Raw genomic sequence first — 18,908 nt, 5'->3', positions numbered from 1 at the left:
CTACTCTTATGAGTAGTTTTTTTATTTTATATCAGTTTGTGTATCATAAAATAAAAAAGATTATTTTCGCACAGATACTATTATAATAGTATAGTGAGATAATTAGCGTGTTTTGGCCATGTGGAGGAATTGGTAGACTCGCCATCTTGAGGGGGTGGTGTCGCAAGACGTGTCAGTTCGAATCTGATCATGGTCACTTTAAAATAAGGGCTGTCTTAAAAAAGACAGCCCTTATTTTTTACTTTTCTTCCTTTTTGTCAAATTGATCTTGAGGTGAGCTTTGCTTGTCGTGCTGTGTTTCATCATCAGTGTCTGGTAATTTAGGTGACCCTCCCATAAACATAAAAAGAGCAACAACTAAGCCTACACATACTAATGCAAAGATAATGATCATAAATGTACCATTACCGAAATTGTACAGTGGTAAGTTTTGTAATGTCATAACTAGTTTATTTTTGTTATTTTCATACTAAGGTAGTTTATTTATTTAACATTTAAAATGATAATTGTCATATAGGTTATTGTTGTCTATTTGCTGAAATGTAATTAGTTAAGGTTTTTTATGACGATGTGCTTTATTAATTGATGATATTTATTTTAACACATCGCTGTTGTATTCAAGAATATTCAGGTCAGTTTGTATGTAATAATGTCCAAGAGTGTTGAAGTTATTGAGTGTTTTTATGATGTATAAAAACTAATTGTTTTGATTTTTTTATTATTTGCAGAAGCAATAAATATGTTGCTCCTTATTTATATTTTTTTATTTGTGCTATATCTTTATAATGAAATAGTTAGCTTTTTGCTGTGAAATTATTTTGAAAAAAGGTTCTAAGATGTTTGGACGCAAGTAAAAAAAGTCTACCTTTGCACAGCATTTGAGAAACAACATAACGTTTGTCAAGACTCGATAGCTCAGTTGGTAGAGCACAACACTTTTAATGTTGGGGTCCTGGGTTCGAGCCCCAGTCGGGTCACAAAAAGTCACTAAGAAATTAGTGACTTTTTTTATTTAAAAGATTTTTTTACTTCATAATTATCTTAAATATTTTACCTTTCAAGTTTTAAAATTGTATTTACTTCAAATCTAACAAGCGATTATTTGATGTAGATAATTCTCTTACTTTATAATATGAAATTAATCGAAATTGGAGATGGCTGTAAAGCTATAAAAGTTCCTAGTAAATATTTCTCTGAGTGGGAAGGCGAGCACAGTGTTGTGCTTTACACAGAACAAGAAAATGAACCTATTATCAGAATTAGTGTCATTTCTACCGAGAGTGATGATGCTAGGAGTAATGATCAACCCTATCAAACTGTAATTGAAAAGGGCTTAAATGCAGGTTATGAAGTTAAGGATTATGGCGATCGAAGTTATTTTTGTTATAGAAAAGATTCTTTAGAAGAAGGTTTAGCTATTTGTTATTATGAAATAGGGGTCAAGGGAAATTTTGTAATTCTTTCCGTTACTACTTCATTAGAAGAAGCAGATAGTATAATGTCTATACATAGTGAGGTAGAGCAAATGATTTTAACCATAGAGGAATTGTCTCTAGATGTTACAAATATATTTGAACCTAAATACTCTGATATTATAACGATAAATAATATAGTAGGTGAGGTATTAAAGATTGATGAAGATGAAATTGATGAATTTCATAACTCATATACAACTTTAACACTGCTACAAGATGTTTTAGATCAAAAAGGATACTTGTCTAATCAAGAAAGTATATTGTCTTCTCTAGGCTTTGTATTTGGAGATTTTATCCAATTTATCAATAATGATTATCGATGGGTAGTTGTTAGAGATAATTATGGTAGAGATTTAGCATTACAATATAAAAATTATACTATTACTCTGTTTCCAATAACAATGATTTTAAAGCGCATTGAGGCAGGAGAGGAAGTTGTTATTTCTGCGTTAATCAATTCTATATTTTCTGAAATAGAAAATATAGCTAATAGTGGAAATTATAAGGAACTAGACTATAATTATTAAAAAAAGGATTGACGAAATACTTACTATTTAGCTTTATTGTTGATTTGTCATTTTTGGTGACTACTTAAAAGTTGTATCTGTATCAGTATTCTGAGCAATCATAGTAGAATAAGTCTACCCTCAGACTAGTTTAATAGGGGATGTTAGGAAAATGACTAAATGATAAATCCATAGTGCGTCTATTAATTTCCCTTGTTTTAATAGACACACTATGGACTCACCATGGACTCACTATGGAGGCATACAGTCTAATAGCTATAATTGTATACTTTTTCAGAATGAATTGTTATAAAATTACTATTAGATTTATTTTATTACAGTGATTCAGTTTACTGAATAGTGTAAGACCTTACGAATAGAGCAGTAGGTTAATCTAGCAATATTATTGTATCAAAAATTAATTCTAGTTTTCTATTTTTTATTTAATTTTCTAATCAATCTCTATTATATACTAAGGATAGAAATTAGTTAGGCTTAAGCGATGTTAATAGATTATGTCTAATTGTGTTTCTACTATACAATGGCTACTGTCAAGTGTAATTTCTTGATTATTGTTTATAAGAGTAATTTCTTGGTTTGTTGGTAGCGCTTCTATAGTTGTAGGGTACCATTTTCTATTAGGAGTAACTAAAATTAGGAGTCCTTCATCATCACCCAATGCTAGAAATTCTGGTGTAGGTTTAGTTTTTGAAAAGTACTTTAGATCGTTTACAACAATTAACTCTTCTGCTAATTTGATAGGAGATGGAGTCACAATACCAATTTCACTAATGTTTAGTACTTCTTTTGGTGTGAATGCTCTTTCACTTCTATTGTTTAAATCATAACGAGCAATGAACTCTAATATATTTCCATTGTTATCTGTAAAATAAATAGACTCTGCATTCCATGTTTCGAAAGCTGTAATTATCGTATTGCTTGGAGATTTTAATAGCTCAAGGTGTTTGTTTGACCAAGCAATAGCTTGTTCGAGATGATTTACAGCGATGTTAAAAGCAAAATGATATACGTTTGTTGCTGTATCTGTTTGTATAAATGTCAATAAACTATCACCGACTTTCAGTGTTAGTAAAGTAGCTTCTTCTTTTACAATACTAAAATTTAATAGTGAAGTATAAAAAGTTTTTGTTTCCTTTATATCAGTAGTATATAGCTTAATCTCTTGAATTTTCATAATCAGATATTTTTTTATTATGATCTAAAATAAGCTTAAGTTTTGAATTAATAGGGGGTGTGACTTTACTTGTTTTTTATAGAGCTATAAAGTTTATTTATACTTGGAATACTACAGTGTACTTACTAAAGAATGATGCTAGTTATATTTATTAAATAAAACAGCCTTTATAATTTATATAAAGGCTGTTGAGTATCTTATTTATTTGAAGGAATCACCAATTGGCAAGTTCATTTTTTTTGTTAATGCAGAAACTTCATTTAGTCCAAAGTCTCCATTGATTAACAAAATTATGTTCTCCTTAGTGCCATTGCCTTCATTGAACATTAATAATTCTTTTACTGATTTATCGCTACCATCTTTATTTATGTAGATAGTTATAGTAGCACCTTCTGTTTTCTTTTCAGACAATTGTTTGAACTTACCCTTGTTGAGATAGGATGTGAAAGCATCTTTCAATTGTGCTTTACTAGTACTATTAGAAGTATTGAAAACACGTAAATTATCTAGTTTTTTTATTAGATCGAAATAAGCTTTTTCTTCCTCGTTTTTAGGGTCTACTTTTACATTAGTCATCATTTCAAACATTTTTTTGTTGACAACGACGCTATTGATTTGTTTATCCTTTTCAAATTTTGAAAATTCATCTTGGGCTTTCATATTTGTTACTGAAAAAGCAGAAAATATTACTATTAAAGCGAAACGAATGATATTTTTCATAGTCTTAGTGTTTTGTGTCTATATTAGACTCTAAAGATTGATTAAGGTTTAATGATAAATCTTTTAGAATCTTGTGACATTCTTTATAGGCTATTTCTGGATTAGAGAAAGAGCCATATTCATTAATTGTATCTTTTGTTGTTGACTTTTCATTTTCTTTTTGTGAAAATGTAAAAGCAATTAATGTTCCTAAACCAATTATTAATACAGTAATAAATATTTTTTTATTTTGATTTGTTTTTTTCATAGTGCAATTATAGTGATACAAAGTAATATAAAAATAAAGACATTTTTGTGATTTGTAGTATTATTTTTAATAAATGTTCTATTGCATTCATTATAATAAGATGTTTTTAATGAAAGTTGTGGTTTTTTATTGGTAGTAGGTAGATGGATTGCTATAACTTCTTTTGCAATAGTTAGCTGTTTACAAAATAACATTCTTATCTTATGTATCTCTAAAATAGTTCTATTTTTGTGATACTAACCATTCTAAGGATATGAAAAATAAAGGATATTATATTTTAAGTGTAATGTTGCTTTTTGTTGTTTTTTCTTGTAAAAAAACAACAGAGAAAACACAGGAAACAGTTTCAAAAGGAGTTAATTTAGTTGAATATGCGAAAGGATTTTCAATGTATGATTACAGTGATTTTACTATAGTCAAAATTACTCAACCTTGGGCAAATAGCACTAAAGAGTATGATTATGTATTGTATAAAAATGAAAGTACTTTACCTGATTCTCTTCGAAATTATACAGCTATAAAAGTTCCTATTCAAAATATAGTAGTGACATCTACTACCCATTTGCCTTCTATAGAGCTTCTCGATGAGGTGAAATCACTTATAGGATTTCCAGGATTAGACTATGTCTCTACACCAGTGATACGTGAGCAAATAGCTAATAAAAATATTAAGGAACTAGGGCAAAATGATAATCTGAATACTGAGTTGATTTTAGATTTGCATCCAAATGTTATTGTTGCTTTTGCTATGGATGATAAAAATACGCCATTGCACACGCTTGAGAAAAGTGGTATTCCAGTAGTCTATAATGGTGATTGGATAGAACAAAGTCCCTTGGGTAAGGCTGAATGGATTAAACTATTTGGAGCATTATACGATAAAAAAGAAAAAGCAGAACGACTATTTAATCAGATAGCAGATGATTATAACGAAGTTCTGACATTAGTAGAAAATACAAAAGATAAACCAACTATTTTAAGTGGAGTTATGTATCAAGATGTATGGTATATGCCACAAGGTGAAAGTTGGGCTGCTGTTTATTTTAGAGATGCTGTGTCTGATTATATATGGAAAGATACTAGTGGTACAGGTAGTCTAGCTTTATCTTTTGAAGCGGTATATGATAAGGGAAAAGATGCTGATTTCTGGATTAATCCAGGACATTATGAATCCCTAAAGCAGTTAAAAGAAGCAAATGAGCATTATGCAAATTTTACAGCTTTTAAAAAAGGAAATGTTTATTCATTTGCACCTACTAAGGGAGAAACTGGAGGGACTGTCTTTTATGAATTAGGACCTACACGACCAGATTTAGTATTGAAAGATATTGTATCGATTTTGCACCCTGAATTATTACCTAATTATGAACGCGTATTTTATCAACAATTGCAATAAATGAATAAAGTATTGCTTATTTTTTTATTAATAACAGGTTTGTTATTCTGTTTTCTATTGAATATTTCATTTGGAAGTATTCGCATCCCGTTTAAGGATGTGATAGCTATTTTAATGGGGGGAGAAAGCAGTCGAGAAACTTGGCAATATATTATTCTTCATTATCGATTGCCAAAAGCTATTGTCTGCATTTTAGTAGGGATAGCATTATCAGTAAGTGGTTTATTGATGCAGACTCTTTTTCGAAACCCAATGGCCGAATCATATGTTCTGGGAATTAGTTCAGGTGCAGGGTTAGGAGTGGCAATTTTATTTTTAGGCTCATCTTTTTTGCCTACTGTTATTATAGATATGTTTACCTCTAAATATGGAGTGGCAATAGTAGCCATATTAGGTAGTTTTCTACTTTTATTTTTGATCTTAGCTGTCTCTGTCAAAGTCAAGAATACTGTCACAATTTTGATTGTAGGATTGATGTTTGGTAGTTTTTCAAATGCTATTATCAGTGTGTTAACCTATTGGAGTACAGCAGAAGAATTGAAACGATTTACATTTTGGTCAATGGGGAGTATTGGAAATGTAGGATATGATACCATAAGAATCTTTTCTTTAGTTGTAGTAATAGGGGTAATGGGGAGTTTGTTTTTAGTGCGCACCTTAGATGCTTTATTACTGGGTGATAATTATGCACGATCAATGGGAGTAAATATTAAAAGTGCTAGAAATAAAATAATAATTGTGACAGCTTTATTAGCGGGAGTTTCTACTGCATTTGTCGGACCAATAGCTTTTTTAGGATTAGCGGTACCTCATATTACTCGGCTGCTATTGAAAGTAAGTACTCATAAGATATTGATTATAGGTAGTAGTTTTATAGGCGCAATATTAATGTTGTGCTGTGATTTATTAACTCAAGTAAATGGTGAAACATATCTATTACCTATCAATGCGATTACTTCAATATTTGGTGCTCCTATTGTTATTTGGTTATTATTGCGCAATCGCATTTAAGCTTATAAAAAACGAAAAAAACTTAAAATATATTAGCATCCGCAGTTTTGGTTTATCTTTGCCAGTTGTAAATAATTAATATGAAGTTCGATTTATTACATACCGATGCACAATCACGTGCTCGAGCAGGAAAAATTACATTAGATCATGGTGTGATTGAAACGCCTATTTTTATGCCAGTTGGTACTGTTGCATCAGTTAAGGGAGTTCATCAGAGAGAATTAAAAGAAGAAATTAACCCAGATATAATCTTAGGGAATACTTACCACTTGTATTTAAGACCAAAAATGGAAATTCTTAAAGAAGCTGGAGGATTGCACAAGTTTATGAATTGGGATAGAAATATCTTGACAGATAGTGGTGGATTTCAGGTTTACTCTCTTTCATCGAATAGAAAGATTAAGGAAGAAGGTGTGAAGTTTAAATCGCATATCGATGGTTCTTATCATTTCTTTTCACCAGAGAGCGTAATGGAAGTTCAACGTACAATTGGTGCGGATATAATTATGGCTTTTGATGAGTGTACTCCTTATCCATGTGATTATCGCTATGCTAAACGCTCAATGCATCGTACCCACCGTTGGTTAGACCGCTGTGTTGATCATTTAACTAAAGTACCAGAGATGTATGGTTACTCTCAAAGTTTATTTCCTATAGTACAAGGAAGTACTTATAAAGATCTAAGAGAGCAATCAGCAGAGTATATTGCAAATATTGGTGCCGATGGTAATGCTATCGGAGGATTATCTGTAGGGGAGCCTGCAGAAGAAATGTATGCAATGACTGATTTGGTAACAAATATTCTTCCAAAAGACAAGCCACGTTATTTAATGGGGGTAGGGACTCCTATTAATATTCTAGAAAATATAGCATTAGGTGTAGATATGTTTGACTGTGTTATGCCGACGCGTAATGCACGTAATGGAATGCTATTTACTGCAAATGGTACTATGAATATGAAGAATAAAAAGTGGGAAAACGACTTTTCACCAATTGATGAAAATGGATACACTTGGGTAGATACTGCTTATTCTAAAGCCTATTTACGTCACTTATTTGCAGCTAATGAATCATTAGGTAAGCAAATAGCTACTATTCACAATTTAGGTTTCTATTTATGGTTAGTACGTGAAGCACGTCGCCAAATTTTAGCTGGTACTTTTACTGACTGGAAAAATAGAATGGTAAAACAACTAGGACAACGTTTATAATATATAAAATTTCGTAGCATCAATAAAGTAACAGAGTATGAAAATTATAGATTGGTATATTCTTAAAAGGTATTTAGTGAATTTTACAGTTATGTTGTTACTATTTGTACCAATAGGAATTGTTATTGATGTCTCTGAAAAAATTAATAAAATACTTAATAACAAAGCACCCTTATCTGCGGTGCTTTTGTATTATTTTGATTTCACGATCTATTTTGCCAACATGCTATTTCCAATATTTTTGTTTATTTCTATCATTTGGTTTACTTCCAAATTAGCAAATAATACAGAAATCGTGGCAATATTAAGTTCAGGTATTTCATTTACGCGATTTTTACGTCCATATATCATTGGTGCTACATTAGTATCTGCATTTGCTCTGCTTATGTCCGTTTATATTGTACCCAAAGCTAGTGCTGGATACAATGATTTCAGATATAAATATTTGACAAGAAATGAGGTGCGTGAATCTCAAAATGTTTATCGTCAGATTAGTCCTACTGAATTTATTTATGTGAGTAGTTTCTCTTTTGGATCAAAAACAGGATATAACTTTTTGATGGAAGAGATGGATGGTAATAAGTTAAAGACAAAGATAGAAGCTCGAAGAATAGAGTGGAACCCAGAAGAAGAAACTTATACCTTACATAATTATTATAGAAGAGATATAGGTGAAGATGGAGATATCATAGAGACTGCTGAGCGAAAAGATATGAAGTTGGATTTTGATTTAGATGATTTAACACCTGTAGTCTATGCTGCTGAAACAATGCCATTAAAGCAATTAAGAGCTTTTATAGAGAAAGAGCAAATGCGTGGATCTTCTAATATTAATGTGTACTTAGTTGTATTGTATAAAAAGTTTAGTATTCCTATTTCTGCTTTTATTCTAACACTGATAGCTGTATCTGTGTCTTCTATGAAAAGAAGAGGAGGTATGGGGGTCAACTTAGCAATAGGTATTGCCTTAGCTTTTATTTATGTATTTTTTGATAAGATTTTTGGTGTATTAGCTGAAGCATCAAGTATGCCACCTTTATTAGCGGTATGGATACCGAATATTGTATTTGCTATATTAGGTCTTTATTTGTTAAGAAATGCTCGCAGATAAGTTAGATAAATTTAGGAGTTATATTTACCTTCATATAATTGTTTTTATATGGGGGTTTACTGCAATATTGGGTTATTTAATTAGTTTAGAAGCCCTTCCTTTAGTTTGGTATAGAATACTTATAGCCCTTATTACTTTACTACTTTTTTTTGTTGTACGTAAAAAAAGTTTGAAAGTAACTAGAAATAAGCTTTTACAGTTTTTGGCAGCGGGAGTTGTGATTGCGCTTCATTGGCTTACTTTTTTTTGGGCAATCAAGGTGTCAAATATTTCGGTGACACTCGCTTGTTTATCAACAGGTGCTTTTTTTGCTTCTATACTTGAACCTATATTTTATAAGAGAAAAATAGACTCTTATGAGGTCTTTTTTGGGATAATTGTTATTTGTGCTCTAGGCATTATTTTTAGTGTAGAAGTAGATTATTTTGAAGGGATTATCTTAGGTTTAGCTGCAGCTTGTTTATCTGCACTATTCTCTATTATAAATGGAAAACTTGTAAAACATACCGAGGCTGCAGTCATTACTTTCTATGAAATGCTAGGGGGATTATTAATACTGACTATTTTCTTACTATTTACAGGAGGATTTACAAAAGATTTTTTCGCTTTGGAATTAAGTGATTTGTTTTGGTTAATTATTCTTGGAGTTTTTTGTACTGCTTTTGCCTTTATAGGATCTGTCTATATTTTAAGAGAATTAAGTCCATATACTGTAATGCTAACTATTAATTTAGAGCCAGTTTATGGTATTTTACTAGCTTTAATTTTATTTAAAGATAGTGAAAAGATGAATGCTCAATTTTACTTAGGAGCCTTATTAATATTGAGTACTGTTGTATTAAACGGTATTGTTAAAAATAGAAAAAGAAGAAAACTTGCCGTGAAATAGCTTATCTATTAACGGAATCTTCTATCTTTGTAATTCGTAATTGAAACTAAAACCTATTCATAAATGGAATATTTAGATTTTGAACTTCCAATTAAAGAACTTGAAGAACAACTAAAAAAATGTACGTTGATTGGTGAGGAATCAGATGTAGATGTATCTTCAACTTGTAAGCAAATTGAGAAGAAGCTTATAGAAACTAAGAAGGATATATATAAAAACTTAACTGCTTGGCAAAGAGTTCAATTGTCAAGACATCCGAATAGACCTTATACAATGGATTACATTAAGGCACTATGTGGAGATACTTTCTTAGAATTATTTGGTGATAGAAATGTTAGAGATGACAAAGCTATGATTGGTGGACTAGGTAAGATCGGTGACCAAAGTTTTATGTTTATCGGACAACAAAAAGGTTTTAATACCAAAACTAGACAATATCGCAACTTCGGTATGGCTAATCCAGAAGGGTATAGAAAAGCTTTGCGTTTAATGCAAATGGCAGAGAAATTCAATATTCCAATTGTTTCTCTTATAGATACTCCTGGAGCATATCCTGGTTTAGAAGCTGAAGAAAGAGGACAAGGTGAAGCTATCGCTAGAAATATTTATGAAATGTTCCGTATTAAAGTTCCTATTATCTGTATTATCATTGGTGAAGGAGCTTCAGGAGGTGCATTAGGTATTGGAGTAGGAGATAAAGTAACAATGCTTGAGAATACTTGGTATTCAGTAATATCTCCTGAATCATGTTCTTCTATTTTATGGAGAAGCTGGGAGTTTAAAGAACAAGCAGCTGAAGCTTTAAAATTGACTTCATATGATATGAAGAAAAATAAATTAGTTGATGATATTATTGCAGAGCCACTAGGTGGAGCGCATTCAGATCGTGAGACTACATTTAAATCTGTAAAAGATTATATTTTAAAAACATATGGTGAGTTAAAGAAATTATCAACAGATAAGTTAATTGACAAACGTATGGAGAAATATTTTGAAATGGGTGAATATAAAGACTAGTCACTTATTTTATTAAAGATTAGAATCCGAGATAGAATCTCGGATTTTTTTGTTATAAACAGTTTATGTGATTTATTAACAAAAGGAGATGATAAATTTGATTTAGTTATCTTCAAAAAAGATGTATTTTCGCAATATGGAACAAGCAAAAGATATACGACCAATGAAGTCTTTTTCGAGAGAAGTTGTATCTCTTGAAAGAGGTAAACTACCACCACAAGCAGTGGACTTGGAAGAAGCTGTATTGGGGGCAATGATGATTGATAAGAAAGGTATCGATGAGGTAATTGATATCTTGCAGCCAGAAGCTTTTTATAAAGAAGCGCATAAGTATATTTTTGAAGCAATTGATCAATTATTTGTGGGTAATCAACCAATAGATTTACTAACAGTTTCTACTCAATTGCGAAAAAATGGGAAGTTAGATTTAGTAGGTGGAGATTATTATTTAGTTAGTCTTACACAGAAAATTACTTCATCTGCACATATTGAATTCCATTCACGTATTATTTTACAAAAGTTTATTCAACGCAGTTTAATACGTATTTCAAATGAAATCATTGAGGATGCATATGATGAGACTAGCGATGTGTTTGATTTATTGGACAAAGCAGAATCACGTTTATATGAGGTAACTCAAGGTAATATTAAAAAGAGTTCTGAAACTGCTCAATCTTTAGTTGCACAAGCAAAGAAAAGAATTGAGGAGATCAGTACAAAAGAAGGATTAAGTGGATTACCTACTGGTTTTCATAAGTTAGATGATTTGACTTCTGGATGGCAGCCTAGTGATTTAATTATTATAGCTGCACGTCCTGGTATGGGGAAAACCGCTTTCGTACTTTCAATGGCAAGAAATATTGCAATTGATGCAGGAGCTGGTGTAGCGATATTTTCATTGGAGATGTCCTCTGTACAGTTAATTACTCGTTTAATTTCTTCTGAGACTGGGCTAACGTCTGAAAAGTTAAGAACAGGTAAATTAGAAAAGCATGAATGGGAACAATTAAACGTAAAGGTAAAAGATCTAGAAAGAGCTCCATTGTTTATTGATGATACTCCTTCCTTATCTATTTTCGATTTGCGTGCTAAAGCTCGTCGTCTTGCTTCACAACATGGTATCAAATTAATCATTATTGACTATTTGCAATTAATGACTGCTGGAGGAAATTCAAAAGGTGGAGGTAACCGTGAGCAAGAGATTTCTACTATTTCACGAACATTGAAAGCCTTAGCAAAAGAATTAGACGTGCCGGTAATTGCACTTTCTCAGTTATCTCGTGCAGTAGAGACAAGGGGGACCTCTAAACGTCCATTATTATCGGATTTAAGGGAGTCTGGTGCGATAGAGCAGGATGCGGATATTGTATCGTTTATTTATCGTCCAGAGTATTATAAAATCGAAGAATGGGATGATGAAGAAAGAAGTCCTACTCAAGGACAAGCAGAGTTTATTATTGCTAAACACAGAAATGGTGGTTTAGATAATATTAGATTAAAATTCTTAGGTCAATTTGGTAAGTTTGATAACTTAGAGGATGACCGTATTGGATTTAGTAACGAGATGTATACTTCTGCGATGAATGAAGAAATGAGAGAGGGTGGTCAGAATTTTACAACTAATTTGCCACCAGCTAACCAAGTATTTGGCAGTAGTACAAATCACAGTTCATTTAATGACGATGATGTACCATTTTAAAAATTAGGAAAGAAATATAGAGAATAAAAAAAGGTCATGTTTAATACATGACCTTTTTTGCATATTGTTTATTTGCAAAATCCCAATTGAGATGTTTTATGCTATTTTCGATATATTTCTTTTTATCATTATTGTAGGTTGGAAAGTAAGCGTGTTCCCACAAATCAATTACTAATAATGGTTCACCAGATTGCACATCAGACATATTAGGTGTATCGTTATTAGCAGTAGTTACAACTGCTAGATCTTTTCCCTTAATTACAAGCCATAACCAGCCTGATCCATCTAAAGCCATAGCTTTAGTCATTATTTCATTCGTTAACTCTTTAAATGACCCAAAAGAGGATTTAATAGCTTCAGAAAGTAAATCGTTTGGCGAACTCTCATTTGATGTAATTGACTGCCAATATAGGATGTGATTGTAATATGCTCCTGCAAGATTCTTTAGACCAGCATTTCTATTATCAATTTTTTTTATTATATCAATAATGGTGTCGTTTTCAAAAGGAGTGTTGTGGATAGCAGTGTTTAAATTATTTGCATAATTTAAATGTACTTCACTATAATGAATAAAAAGGGCATGGGGTTTAGATAAATCTTTTAATTCTTCAAAACCAATTGGAGGATTTGGTAAATCAAAAGGACCTTGCTTTGTTTTAATTGTTGAAGGATCTGGAAAATCATTAGTCTTAGTAATAAATACTTCCCTTTCAGGGATTTCTACTTCGATTAAATTTTCTTTGTTATTACAACCTAAAACAAAACAACTGATAAGAATATAAAATAAAAATTTACTGTTCTTCATCATTATTTTCATCTAATATGGTTTTCGCTAATTTGATATATTCCTCTTTAGCCTGTGTAATAGTTAAATGACTTACTTGAGTCCAAGCATTAAATTTAAAAGCTTTTTTTAAATTACCTGACATTTCTTCAAAGTCTTTATGACTTAAGCCATTTGTTGCTTGTTTATAATAAGCATATATGCGTAGCATTACATCTGGAGCAAGGTTTATTGCTTCATTAGAAATACGTATATATGCTTCATGAAATTCTTTGTCTAAAGTGTTCATCACTTATTTGTGTACGATTACTGTTTTATTACCTACTGCTTTTTGATTTAATACTACATCAACTTTCGTTCCAAGAGGTAAGTATAGATCAACTCTAGATCCAAATTTTATAAATCCAGCGTCTTCACCTTGAATAGCAGTATCGCCAACTTTAGCATAATTTACTATACGTTTTGCTAAAGCTCCAGCAATTTGTCTGTACATCACTTCGCCATATACAGGGTTGTCGATTACAACAGTAGTACGTTCGTTTTCTTCACTAGCTTTAGGATGCCAAGCTACTAGGTACTTACCTGCATGGTATTTACTATATTTTATCAATCCACTTAACGCATATCTTGTTACGTGAACATTTATAGGTGACATAAAGATAGAAACCATAAGTCTTTTATCTTTAAAATACTCAGGTTCGTAAACTTCTTCAATTACTACAACTTTCCCATCAACAGGAGCTACTATAGTATCGTTATTCGGTGCTATACTTCTATTAGGATTTCTGAAAAACTGTAAAATAAGAATTAGAAATACTAATGCAGCGCATTGAATTAGCTTTTGAAGCCAAAACAGACTAATAAAATCTGCAGCTACTACTAAAGCTACAGTAATTACTAGTGAAAAGAAAATAATTTTAGTTCCTTCTTTGTGAAACATAGTTATAATATTTGAAAAATTATATACAAAAATGGAGCTACAAAGATAACACTATCTAAGCGATCTAGTATCCCTCCGTGTCCTGGCATAATTGTTCCGCTGTCTTTAACGCCAGCTTCTCTTTTAAAATGCGATTCTATTAAATCACCAACCGTGCCAAAAATTCCGACAAAAATAGCACTACTAATCCATATTTTAATAGAAAAAAATGTAAAATATTGACTGAGTATTATTCCTGCTATGATACAGAAGACTATACCTCCTAAAAAACCTTCAATTGTTTTCTTGGGAGAGATGCGTTCAAATAATTTATTTTTTCCAAATTTCTTACCTACAATATATGCAAATGTATCGTTTGTCCATATTAAGATAAACATCCCAATAATGATTTGTGGTGTATATTGCCCTTGGTTAATAGGTAGAAAAAGTAATGTTATAAAAGGCGCTATTATATATCCGAGGAATATAACAACCTTAATAATTACTGAACGGTTAGGCTTTTTGGTTGTGAAAAGTTCTAACATTAATGCTAGTAATACTGCGATTGCATAGATTGCAATACTAATAGAAGGGAAAATCTCTTTATTCCAAAACAATAAAGCTATGACAAGTAATGAAAATCCAACAGTAACTGTTTTGGGTAGGTTAATCAATTTTGAAAATTCATATGAAGCTGTCAATAAAAAAAAACTAAAAAGAATTTCAAAAGAAAGTTGAGAGTATAATGTAGCACCAATTAAAAGTGCAATAAATACGACTCCTGAGATAGTACGAGTAATCGTTTCAGACATGTTATAAATCTTCTAATAATAATAAATATAAATTCTTAGGAGTTCTTCCATAGCTTAAGAAGTCACTTTCTTCAGCAAATGGTTTAAAGCAATTAAAAGCAGTAATATTACTAGGAAGGCAACTTCCATATTTTCTTTTAATTTCTCTCAAACCATCACTTTTAGATCTTGTAATTTGACTAGTTCTAGCTACAATAATCATGTTTACTGGTAAGTGATTTGCTTTATTATCTTTAATTTGTTTAGCTGAAAAAAGAATTGCTCCATCGTCAGCTATTAAATTTTCGCAGGTAGATATAAAAAATGTAGGTTTTGAAATGTTTTGATATAAAACATTATTGTCTTCTAAAAGGGAATGTAACGAAGGTTCAAAGGTTAAAGCCTCTTTCTCAAACCAATCGTTTTCTAATAATATATTTACAAAAGTTTCTGACAATTCATCTTCTGAATCGCAGTATAAAAATTTACCACCATTGTTTTTAAAATTGACGGTAAATTGCTCATCTACGGGTAGTAGTTTTTCCGGAAGGTATTGACTTCTTTCTTCAGTAGATTTTTCTTCTTCTGGAGTAGGGGCTTCAAAAACTTTAAATAACTTCTTTAAAAAACTCATACGATAGTATCGCTGTAAAATAATTAATTACTAGTATTCAAAGATAAAAAAAAACTTAACTTAAAGCTTGCTTTAAGTTAAGTTTTTTAATGTTTTCGGGGCTTTAATGCGTTTTATGCTTGAGCCTCACTAGTTTTATCAGTTTGATTATCTTCATTCTCTAGAATGTCCTCTTTGTCAAATGGTCTTTTTCCAAAGATATTTTCTAAATCTTGTTTGAAGATAACTTCTTTTTCACAAAGTAAATCAGCTAATTGGATTAATTTATCTCTATTTTCTGAAAGAATATCGATTGCTCTTTGATATTGACCTTCAATTAATTTAGATATTTCATCATCAATTATTTTAGCTGTTTCTTCTGAGTATGGTTTGCCAAAGTTGTATTCACTTTGTCCAGATGAATCATAGTAAGTAATATTACCTAACTTTTCATTTAATCCATAAACTGTAACCATTGCTTTAGCTTGTTTAGTAACTTTTTCTAAGTCACTTAAAGCACCTGTCGAAATTTTATCAAAGATTACTTTTTCAGCAGCTCTACCACCCATCGTAGCACACATTTCGTCTAGCATCTGCTCAGTGCGTACAATTTGTCTTTCTGCAGGTAGATACCACGCAGCTCCTAAACTTTGACCTCTAGGGACAATAGTTACTTTTACTAATGGAGCAGCATGTTCACATATCCAACTTACAGTAGCATGCCCTGCCTCGTGAATTGCAATTGCATATTTCTCTTCAGGAGTGATAATTTTATTCTTTTTCTCTAGACCACCTATGATTCTATCTACAGCATCTAAGAAGTCTTGCATATCTACTTCTTTTTTCTCTTTTCTTGCAGCTGTTAATGCAGCTTCGTTACAAACATTTGCGATGTCTGCTCCAGAGAATCCAGGAGTTTGTTTAGCTAGAAAATCAATATCTAGATTATCAACTTTTTTAATATTTCTTAAGTGAACTTTAAATATAGCCTCACGTTCTTTAACGTCTGGTAAGTCAACATAAATTTGTCTGTCAAAACGTCCAGCACGTAAAAGAGCTTTATCTAAAATCTCAGCGCGGTTAGTAGCAGCTAATACAATAACATTTGTATTAGAACCAAAACCATCCATTTCTGTTAGCAATTGGTTCAATGTATTTTCTCTTTCGTCATTTGAACCAGAGAAATTACTTTTACCACGAGCTCTACCTACAGCATCAATCTCATCAATAAAGATAATTGAAGGTGATTTTTCTTTAGCCTGTTTGAATAAGTCACGTACTCGAGATGCACCAACACCTACAAACATTTCTACGAAGTCAGAACCAGACAAAGAAAAGAATGGTACTTTCGCTTCTCCTGCAACTGCTTTTGCAAGTAAAGTTTTACCAGTTCCTGGAGGTCCTACTAGTAATGCCCCTTTTGGTATTTTTCCACCAATAGAAGTATATTTTTCAGGGTTCTTTAAGAATTCTACAATCTCTACGATTTCTTCTTTAGCACCTTCTAATCCAGCAACATCTTTAAAGCTTATTTTGATATCATTTTTTTCATCAAATAATTTAGCTTTTGATTTCCCGATAGAGAATATTTGGCCACCGCCACCTCCAGCACCACCACCAGTCATTCTTCTCATCATGAATAACCAGAATCCAATAATGATGATGATCGGTAAAAAGCTAATAATTAAATCGCCCCAATTACTATCTGGTTCTGATTTATATTCTACCAATTTACCTGCCTGTGAAGCTTCATCTAATTTCTTTTGAAATATTTCTGAGTTTCCTATGTCAGTCACGTATTGTGGACCTGAATTATCACGTCCTAATATTGACTTGCTTTTTAATTCTTCAAATTCTGGGCTTTTTAGAGCATCTTCAGTTAAATATACTTTAGCCGCAGAACGATTAAATTCTACTTTTTCTACAATACCTTTATCTAGATATTCATATAATTTTGAAAGAGATAATTGTCTTGAGTCTCCAAAATTACTCCCATTTGTCAAAAGTTGCACCACTAGAATAATTACTATAATACTACCGTATAGCAACCATGGATTAAACTTTGATTTATTTGGGTTTGGTTTCATATTTCCTGCCATGAAAAATAATTTTAATTAGTATTGGCTAGCAATAGTTGTGATTTTTGCGTCTCCCCATAGATTTTCAATGTTATAGTATTCGCGTATTTGTTTTTGGAAAACATGTACTACTACATTAACATAATCCATTAATATCCATTCTGCATTAACTTCACCTTCTACATGCCAAGGTTTATCGTGTAGTTCTTTTGATACAACTTTTTGTATTGATCCTGCAATGGCATTCACTTGGGTATTTGAATTTCCATCACAGATAATAAAATAATCGCAAGGAGTGTTGTCTATCGCTCTTAAATCTACTATGTTTATATTTTCTCCTTTTACTGCTTCAATTCCTTTAATAATGTTTGCAATTAATTCGTCGTTGTTGATGTTTTTCTCTGCCATTTATTTTTTTATATGATTTTTTTTGCGATTAAATATATTTGTTATCTAATTTTGGCTTCAAATATAGTGAATCAGTTTATATTAGGCTACAATAATTTTCTATGAATATTATCAAACTCGATGCCACAGCATCTACAAATACATATTTAAAAGAGCTTTCTACAAGTTGTAATCTTGAAAACTTTACAGTTGTTATCGCTGAATATCAATTTCAAGGACGCGGTCAGAGAGGATCGGTATGGGAAGTAAAACCGGGTATGAACCTAACGTTTAGTGTATTAATAAGAGATTTCTTGCAAGCAGCAGATGAAGTGTTTGATCTAAATATAGTAGTCGCTTTAAGTGTATATTCTGCCTTAAAAAAAATGTATAATATTTCTTTTTCTATTAAATGGCCTAATGACATTCTGGCAGTGAATAAGAAAATTGGTGGTATTTTGATTGAAAATATATTAAAAGCGCAAGGCGACGTTTTGTCAATTGTAGGAATAGGTTTAAATGTCAATCAAAAAGAATTTGGAAATAATAAGCAAGCATCCTCTCTAAGCATCTTGCTTAATAAAGAGTTGGATAAAGAAGAAATAGCAATGAACATTCTTTTTGAATTACATTTATATTGTCAACGTTTAAAAAGAGGTGAAAAGCAGCAAATTTGGAAAGAGTATTTTGATGCCTTATTTCGCTTGGATGTAGCCTCAGTTTTTGAACTTCCTAGTGGAGAGCGATTTATGGGGATAATAAAAGGAGTTTCTAGTTTTGGACAGTTGCAGATTCAATTGGAAGACGATAGCATAAAAGAGTTTGGTGTAAAAGAAGTCAAATTATTATATTAAAAAAA

20 protein-coding genes and 2 tRNA genes are annotated in these 18,908 nt (G+C 31.4%); 11 read left to right on the top strand and 11 right to left on the bottom strand.

The features are described from left to right. Window positions 1-114: 114 nt before the first annotated feature. Window positions 115-196, top strand: a tRNA-Leu gene (locus RH98_RS11425). Window positions 197-238: 42 nt separating this feature from the next. Here RH98_RS11425 and RH98_RS11420 read toward each other — a convergent pair. Then, window positions 239-442 carry a hypothetical protein gene (locus RH98_RS11420; RefSeq protein WP_010254849.1) on the bottom strand — a complete coding sequence of 68 codons (204 nt, stop codon included), beginning with the start codon at window positions 440-442 and terminating at the stop codon, window positions 239-241. 462 nt (window positions 443-904) lie between these two features. On the opposite strand from RH98_RS11420, the gene RH98_RS11415 reads away from it, so the two are divergent. After that, window positions 905-977 (top strand) — tRNA-Lys (locus tag RH98_RS11415). A gap of 155 nt (window positions 978-1,132) precedes the next feature. Continuing rightward, entirely contained in the window at window positions 1,133-2,002 is an 870-nt protein-coding gene (locus tag RH98_RS15300) for a DUF3806 domain-containing protein (protein ID WP_010254846.1), read from the top strand. A gap of 484 nt (window positions 2,003-2,486) precedes the next feature. Here RH98_RS15300 and RH98_RS11405 read toward each other — a convergent pair whose 3' ends face one another. The 3 genes from RH98_RS11405 to RH98_RS11395 all read right to left on the bottom strand — a co-directional run bounded on the left by RH98_RS11405 (window position 2,487) and on the right by RH98_RS11395 (window position 4,143). Beyond that, window positions 2,487-3,176 (bottom strand): VOC family protein, encoded by a 690-nt coding sequence (locus RH98_RS11405; protein ID WP_010254844.1) that lies wholly within the window; start codon window positions 3,174-3,176, stop codon window positions 2,487-2,489. Between the two features lie 201 nt (window positions 3,177-3,377). Then, a complete protein-coding gene (locus tag RH98_RS11400; protein WP_010254842.1) occupies window positions 3,378-3,896 on the bottom strand; it encodes a GFO_1090 family protein in 519 nt (172 codons plus the stop codon). Between the two features lie 4 nt (window positions 3,897-3,900). Further along, window positions 3,901-4,143: a hypothetical protein gene (locus RH98_RS11395; RefSeq protein WP_010254840.1), complete on the bottom strand. Its 243-nt coding sequence runs from the start codon at window positions 4,141-4,143 to the stop codon at window positions 3,901-3,903. Window positions 4,144-4,396: 253 nt separating this feature from the next. Between RH98_RS11395 and RH98_RS11385 the strand changes: the two genes are divergently transcribed. The 7 genes from RH98_RS11385 (at window position 4,397) to dnaB (ending at window position 12,477) form a co-directional block, all read left to right on the top strand. Then, window positions 4,397-5,539: an ABC transporter substrate-binding protein gene (locus tag RH98_RS11385; RefSeq protein WP_010254838.1), complete on the top strand. Its 1,143-nt coding sequence runs from the start codon at window positions 4,397-4,399 to the stop codon at window positions 5,537-5,539. Then, the gene (locus RH98_RS11380; protein WP_010254837.1) at window positions 5,540-6,550 is read left to right on the top strand and encodes an iron chelate uptake ABC transporter family permease subunit; all 1,011 of its coding nucleotides are present in this window, start codon (window positions 5,540-5,542) and stop codon (window positions 6,548-6,550) included. An 80-nt stretch (window positions 6,551-6,630) separates the two neighbouring features. After that, entirely contained in the window at window positions 6,631-7,761 is a 1,131-nt protein-coding gene (gene tgt, locus RH98_RS11375; protein WP_010254836.1) for a tRNA guanosine(34) transglycosylase Tgt, read from the top strand. A 37-nt stretch (window positions 7,762-7,798) separates the two neighbouring features. After that, window positions 7,799-8,872 (top strand): LptF/LptG family permease, encoded by a 1,074-nt coding sequence (locus RH98_RS11370; RefSeq protein ID WP_010254835.1) that lies wholly within the window; start codon window positions 7,799-7,801, stop codon window positions 8,870-8,872. Further along, a complete protein-coding gene (locus tag RH98_RS11365; protein WP_010254834.1) occupies window positions 8,859-9,761 on the top strand; it encodes a DMT family transporter in 903 nt (300 codons plus the stop codon). The genes RH98_RS11370 and RH98_RS11365 overlap by 14 nt, the downstream gene beginning before the upstream one ends. 63 nt (window positions 9,762-9,824) lie before the next feature. Further along, the gene (locus RH98_RS11360) at window positions 9,825-10,778 is read left to right on the top strand and encodes an acetyl-CoA carboxylase carboxyltransferase subunit alpha (protein WP_010254833.1); all 954 of its coding nucleotides are present in this window, start codon (window positions 9,825-9,827) and stop codon (window positions 10,776-10,778) included. 136 nt (window positions 10,779-10,914) lie between these two features. After that, complete coding sequence (gene dnaB / locus RH98_RS11355; RefSeq protein ID WP_010254832.1) at window positions 10,915-12,477, top strand: replicative DNA helicase; 1,563 nt, start codon at window positions 10,915-10,917, stop codon at window positions 12,475-12,477. Between the two features lie 40 nt (window positions 12,478-12,517). On the opposite strand, the gene RH98_RS11350 is transcribed toward dnaB, so the two are convergent. From RH98_RS11350 to rsfS, 7 genes are all read right to left on the bottom strand, one after another. Next, the gene (locus RH98_RS11350; protein ID WP_010254831.1) at window positions 12,518-13,294 is read right to left on the bottom strand and encodes a superoxide dismutase; all 777 of its coding nucleotides are present in this window, start codon (window positions 13,292-13,294) and stop codon (window positions 12,518-12,520) included. Beyond that, window positions 13,269-13,550, bottom strand: a complete 282-nt coding sequence (locus RH98_RS11345; protein WP_010254830.1) for an acyl-CoA-binding protein — start codon at window positions 13,548-13,550, stop codon at window positions 13,269-13,271. The genes RH98_RS11350 and RH98_RS11345 overlap by 26 nt, the downstream gene beginning before the upstream one ends. A 3-nt stretch (window positions 13,551-13,553) precedes the next feature. Beyond that, window positions 13,554-14,201, bottom strand: a complete 648-nt coding sequence (locus tag RH98_RS11340) for a phosphatidylserine decarboxylase family protein (protein ID WP_010254829.1) — start codon at window positions 14,199-14,201, stop codon at window positions 13,554-13,556. Window positions 14,202-14,203: 2 nt separating this feature from the next. Further along, on the bottom strand, window positions 14,204-14,992 hold the full coding sequence (locus RH98_RS11335) for a phosphatidate cytidylyltransferase (protein ID WP_010254828.1): 789 nt from the start codon (window positions 14,990-14,992) through the stop codon (window positions 14,204-14,206). A 1-nt stretch (window position 14,993) separates the two neighbouring features. Further along, on the bottom strand, window positions 14,994-15,605 hold the full coding sequence (locus RH98_RS11330; RefSeq protein WP_010254826.1) for an LUD domain-containing protein: 612 nt from the start codon (window positions 15,603-15,605) through the stop codon (window positions 14,994-14,996). Window positions 15,606-15,718: 113 nt separating this feature from the next. Beyond that, window positions 15,719-17,683 carry an ATP-dependent zinc metalloprotease FtsH gene (gene ftsH, locus RH98_RS11325; protein WP_010254823.1) on the bottom strand — a complete coding sequence of 655 codons (1,965 nt, stop codon included), beginning with the start codon at window positions 17,681-17,683 and terminating at the stop codon, window positions 15,719-15,721. 15 nt (window positions 17,684-17,698) lie between these two features. Next, the gene (gene rsfS / locus RH98_RS11320) at window positions 17,699-18,070 is read right to left on the bottom strand and encodes a ribosome silencing factor (protein WP_010254821.1); all 372 of its coding nucleotides are present in this window, start codon (window positions 18,068-18,070) and stop codon (window positions 17,699-17,701) included. 101 nt (window positions 18,071-18,171) lie between these two features. Here rsfS and RH98_RS11315 point away from each other — a divergent pair, with 101 nt between their 5' ends. After that, window positions 18,172-18,903 carry a biotin--[acetyl-CoA-carboxylase] ligase gene (locus tag RH98_RS11315; RefSeq protein WP_010254819.1) on the top strand — a complete coding sequence of 244 codons (732 nt, stop codon included), beginning with the start codon at window positions 18,172-18,174 and terminating at the stop codon, window positions 18,901-18,903. Window positions 18,904-18,908 lie beyond the last annotated feature (5 nt).

It is taken from the genome of Myroides injenensis M09-0166 (genome assembly GCF_000246945.1).
Classification (GTDB): Bacteria; Bacteroidota; Bacteroidia; order Flavobacteriales; family Flavobacteriaceae; genus Flavobacterium; species Flavobacterium injenense.
Note: the sequence above shows the minus strand (reverse complement) of the source record. Positions and strands in the feature narration are given on the sequence as shown.

Bases quoted from the DNA above. Each gene is read 5' to 3' on its own strand.
- RH98_RS11405 (WP_010254844.1), bottom strand. From the start codon at position 3,176: ATGAAAATTCAAGAGATTAAGCTATATACTACTGATATAAAGGAAACA.
- RH98_RS11345 (WP_010254830.1), bottom strand. From the start codon at position 13,550: ATGAACACTTTAGACAAAGAATTTCATGAAGCATATATACGTATTTCT.
- RH98_RS11365 (WP_010254834.1), top strand. From the start codon at position 8,859: ATGCTCGCAGATAAGTTAGATAAATTTAGGAGTTATATTTACCTTCAT.
- rsfS (WP_010254821.1), bottom strand. From the start codon at position 18,070: ATGGCAGAGAAAAACATCAACAACGACGAATTAATTGCAAACATTATT.
- RH98_RS11385 (WP_010254838.1), top strand. From the start codon at position 4,397: ATGAAAAATAAAGGATATTATATTTTAAGTGTAATGTTGCTTTTTGTT.
- RH98_RS11420 (WP_010254849.1), bottom strand. From the start codon at position 442: ATGACATTACAAAACTTACCACTGTACAATTTCGGTAATGGTACATTT.
- RH98_RS11340 (WP_010254829.1), bottom strand. From the start codon at position 14,201: ATGTTTCACAAAGAAGGAACTAAAATTATTTTCTTTTCACTAGTAATT.
- RH98_RS11380 (WP_010254837.1), top strand. From the start codon at position 5,540: ATGAATAAAGTATTGCTTATTTTTTTATTAATAACAGGTTTGTTATTC.
- RH98_RS11335 (WP_010254828.1), bottom strand. From the start codon at position 14,992: ATGTCTGAAACGATTACTCGTACTATCTCAGGAGTCGTATTTATTGCA.
- RH98_RS11400 (WP_010254842.1), bottom strand. From the start codon at position 3,896: ATGAAAAATATCATTCGTTTCGCTTTAATAGTAATATTTTCTGCTTTT.
- dnaB (WP_010254832.1), top strand. From the start codon at position 10,915: ATGGAACAAGCAAAAGATATACGACCAATGAAGTCTTTTTCGAGAGAA.
- RH98_RS11315 (WP_010254819.1), top strand. From the start codon at position 18,172: ATGAATATTATCAAACTCGATGCCACAGCATCTACAAATACATATTTA.
- RH98_RS11370 (WP_010254835.1), top strand. From the start codon at position 7,799: ATGAAAATTATAGATTGGTATATTCTTAAAAGGTATTTAGTGAATTTT.
- RH98_RS11395 (WP_010254840.1), bottom strand. From the start codon at position 4,143: ATGAAAAAAACAAATCAAAATAAAAAAATATTTATTACTGTATTAATA.
- RH98_RS11350 (WP_010254831.1), bottom strand. From the start codon at position 13,294: ATGAAAATAATGATGAAGAACAGTAAATTTTTATTTTATATTCTTATC.
- ftsH (WP_010254823.1), bottom strand. From the start codon at position 17,683: ATGGCAGGAAATATGAAACCAAACCCAAATAAATCAAAGTTTAATCCA.
- RH98_RS11360 (WP_010254833.1), top strand. From the start codon at position 9,825: ATGGAATATTTAGATTTTGAACTTCCAATTAAAGAACTTGAAGAACAA.
- tgt (WP_010254836.1), top strand. From the start codon at position 6,631: ATGAAGTTCGATTTATTACATACCGATGCACAATCACGTGCTCGAGCA.
- RH98_RS11330 (WP_010254826.1), bottom strand. From the start codon at position 15,605: ATGAGTTTTTTAAAGAAGTTATTTAAAGTTTTTGAAGCCCCTACTCCA.
- RH98_RS15300 (WP_010254846.1), top strand. From the start codon at position 1,133: ATGAAATTAATCGAAATTGGAGATGGCTGTAAAGCTATAAAAGTTCCT.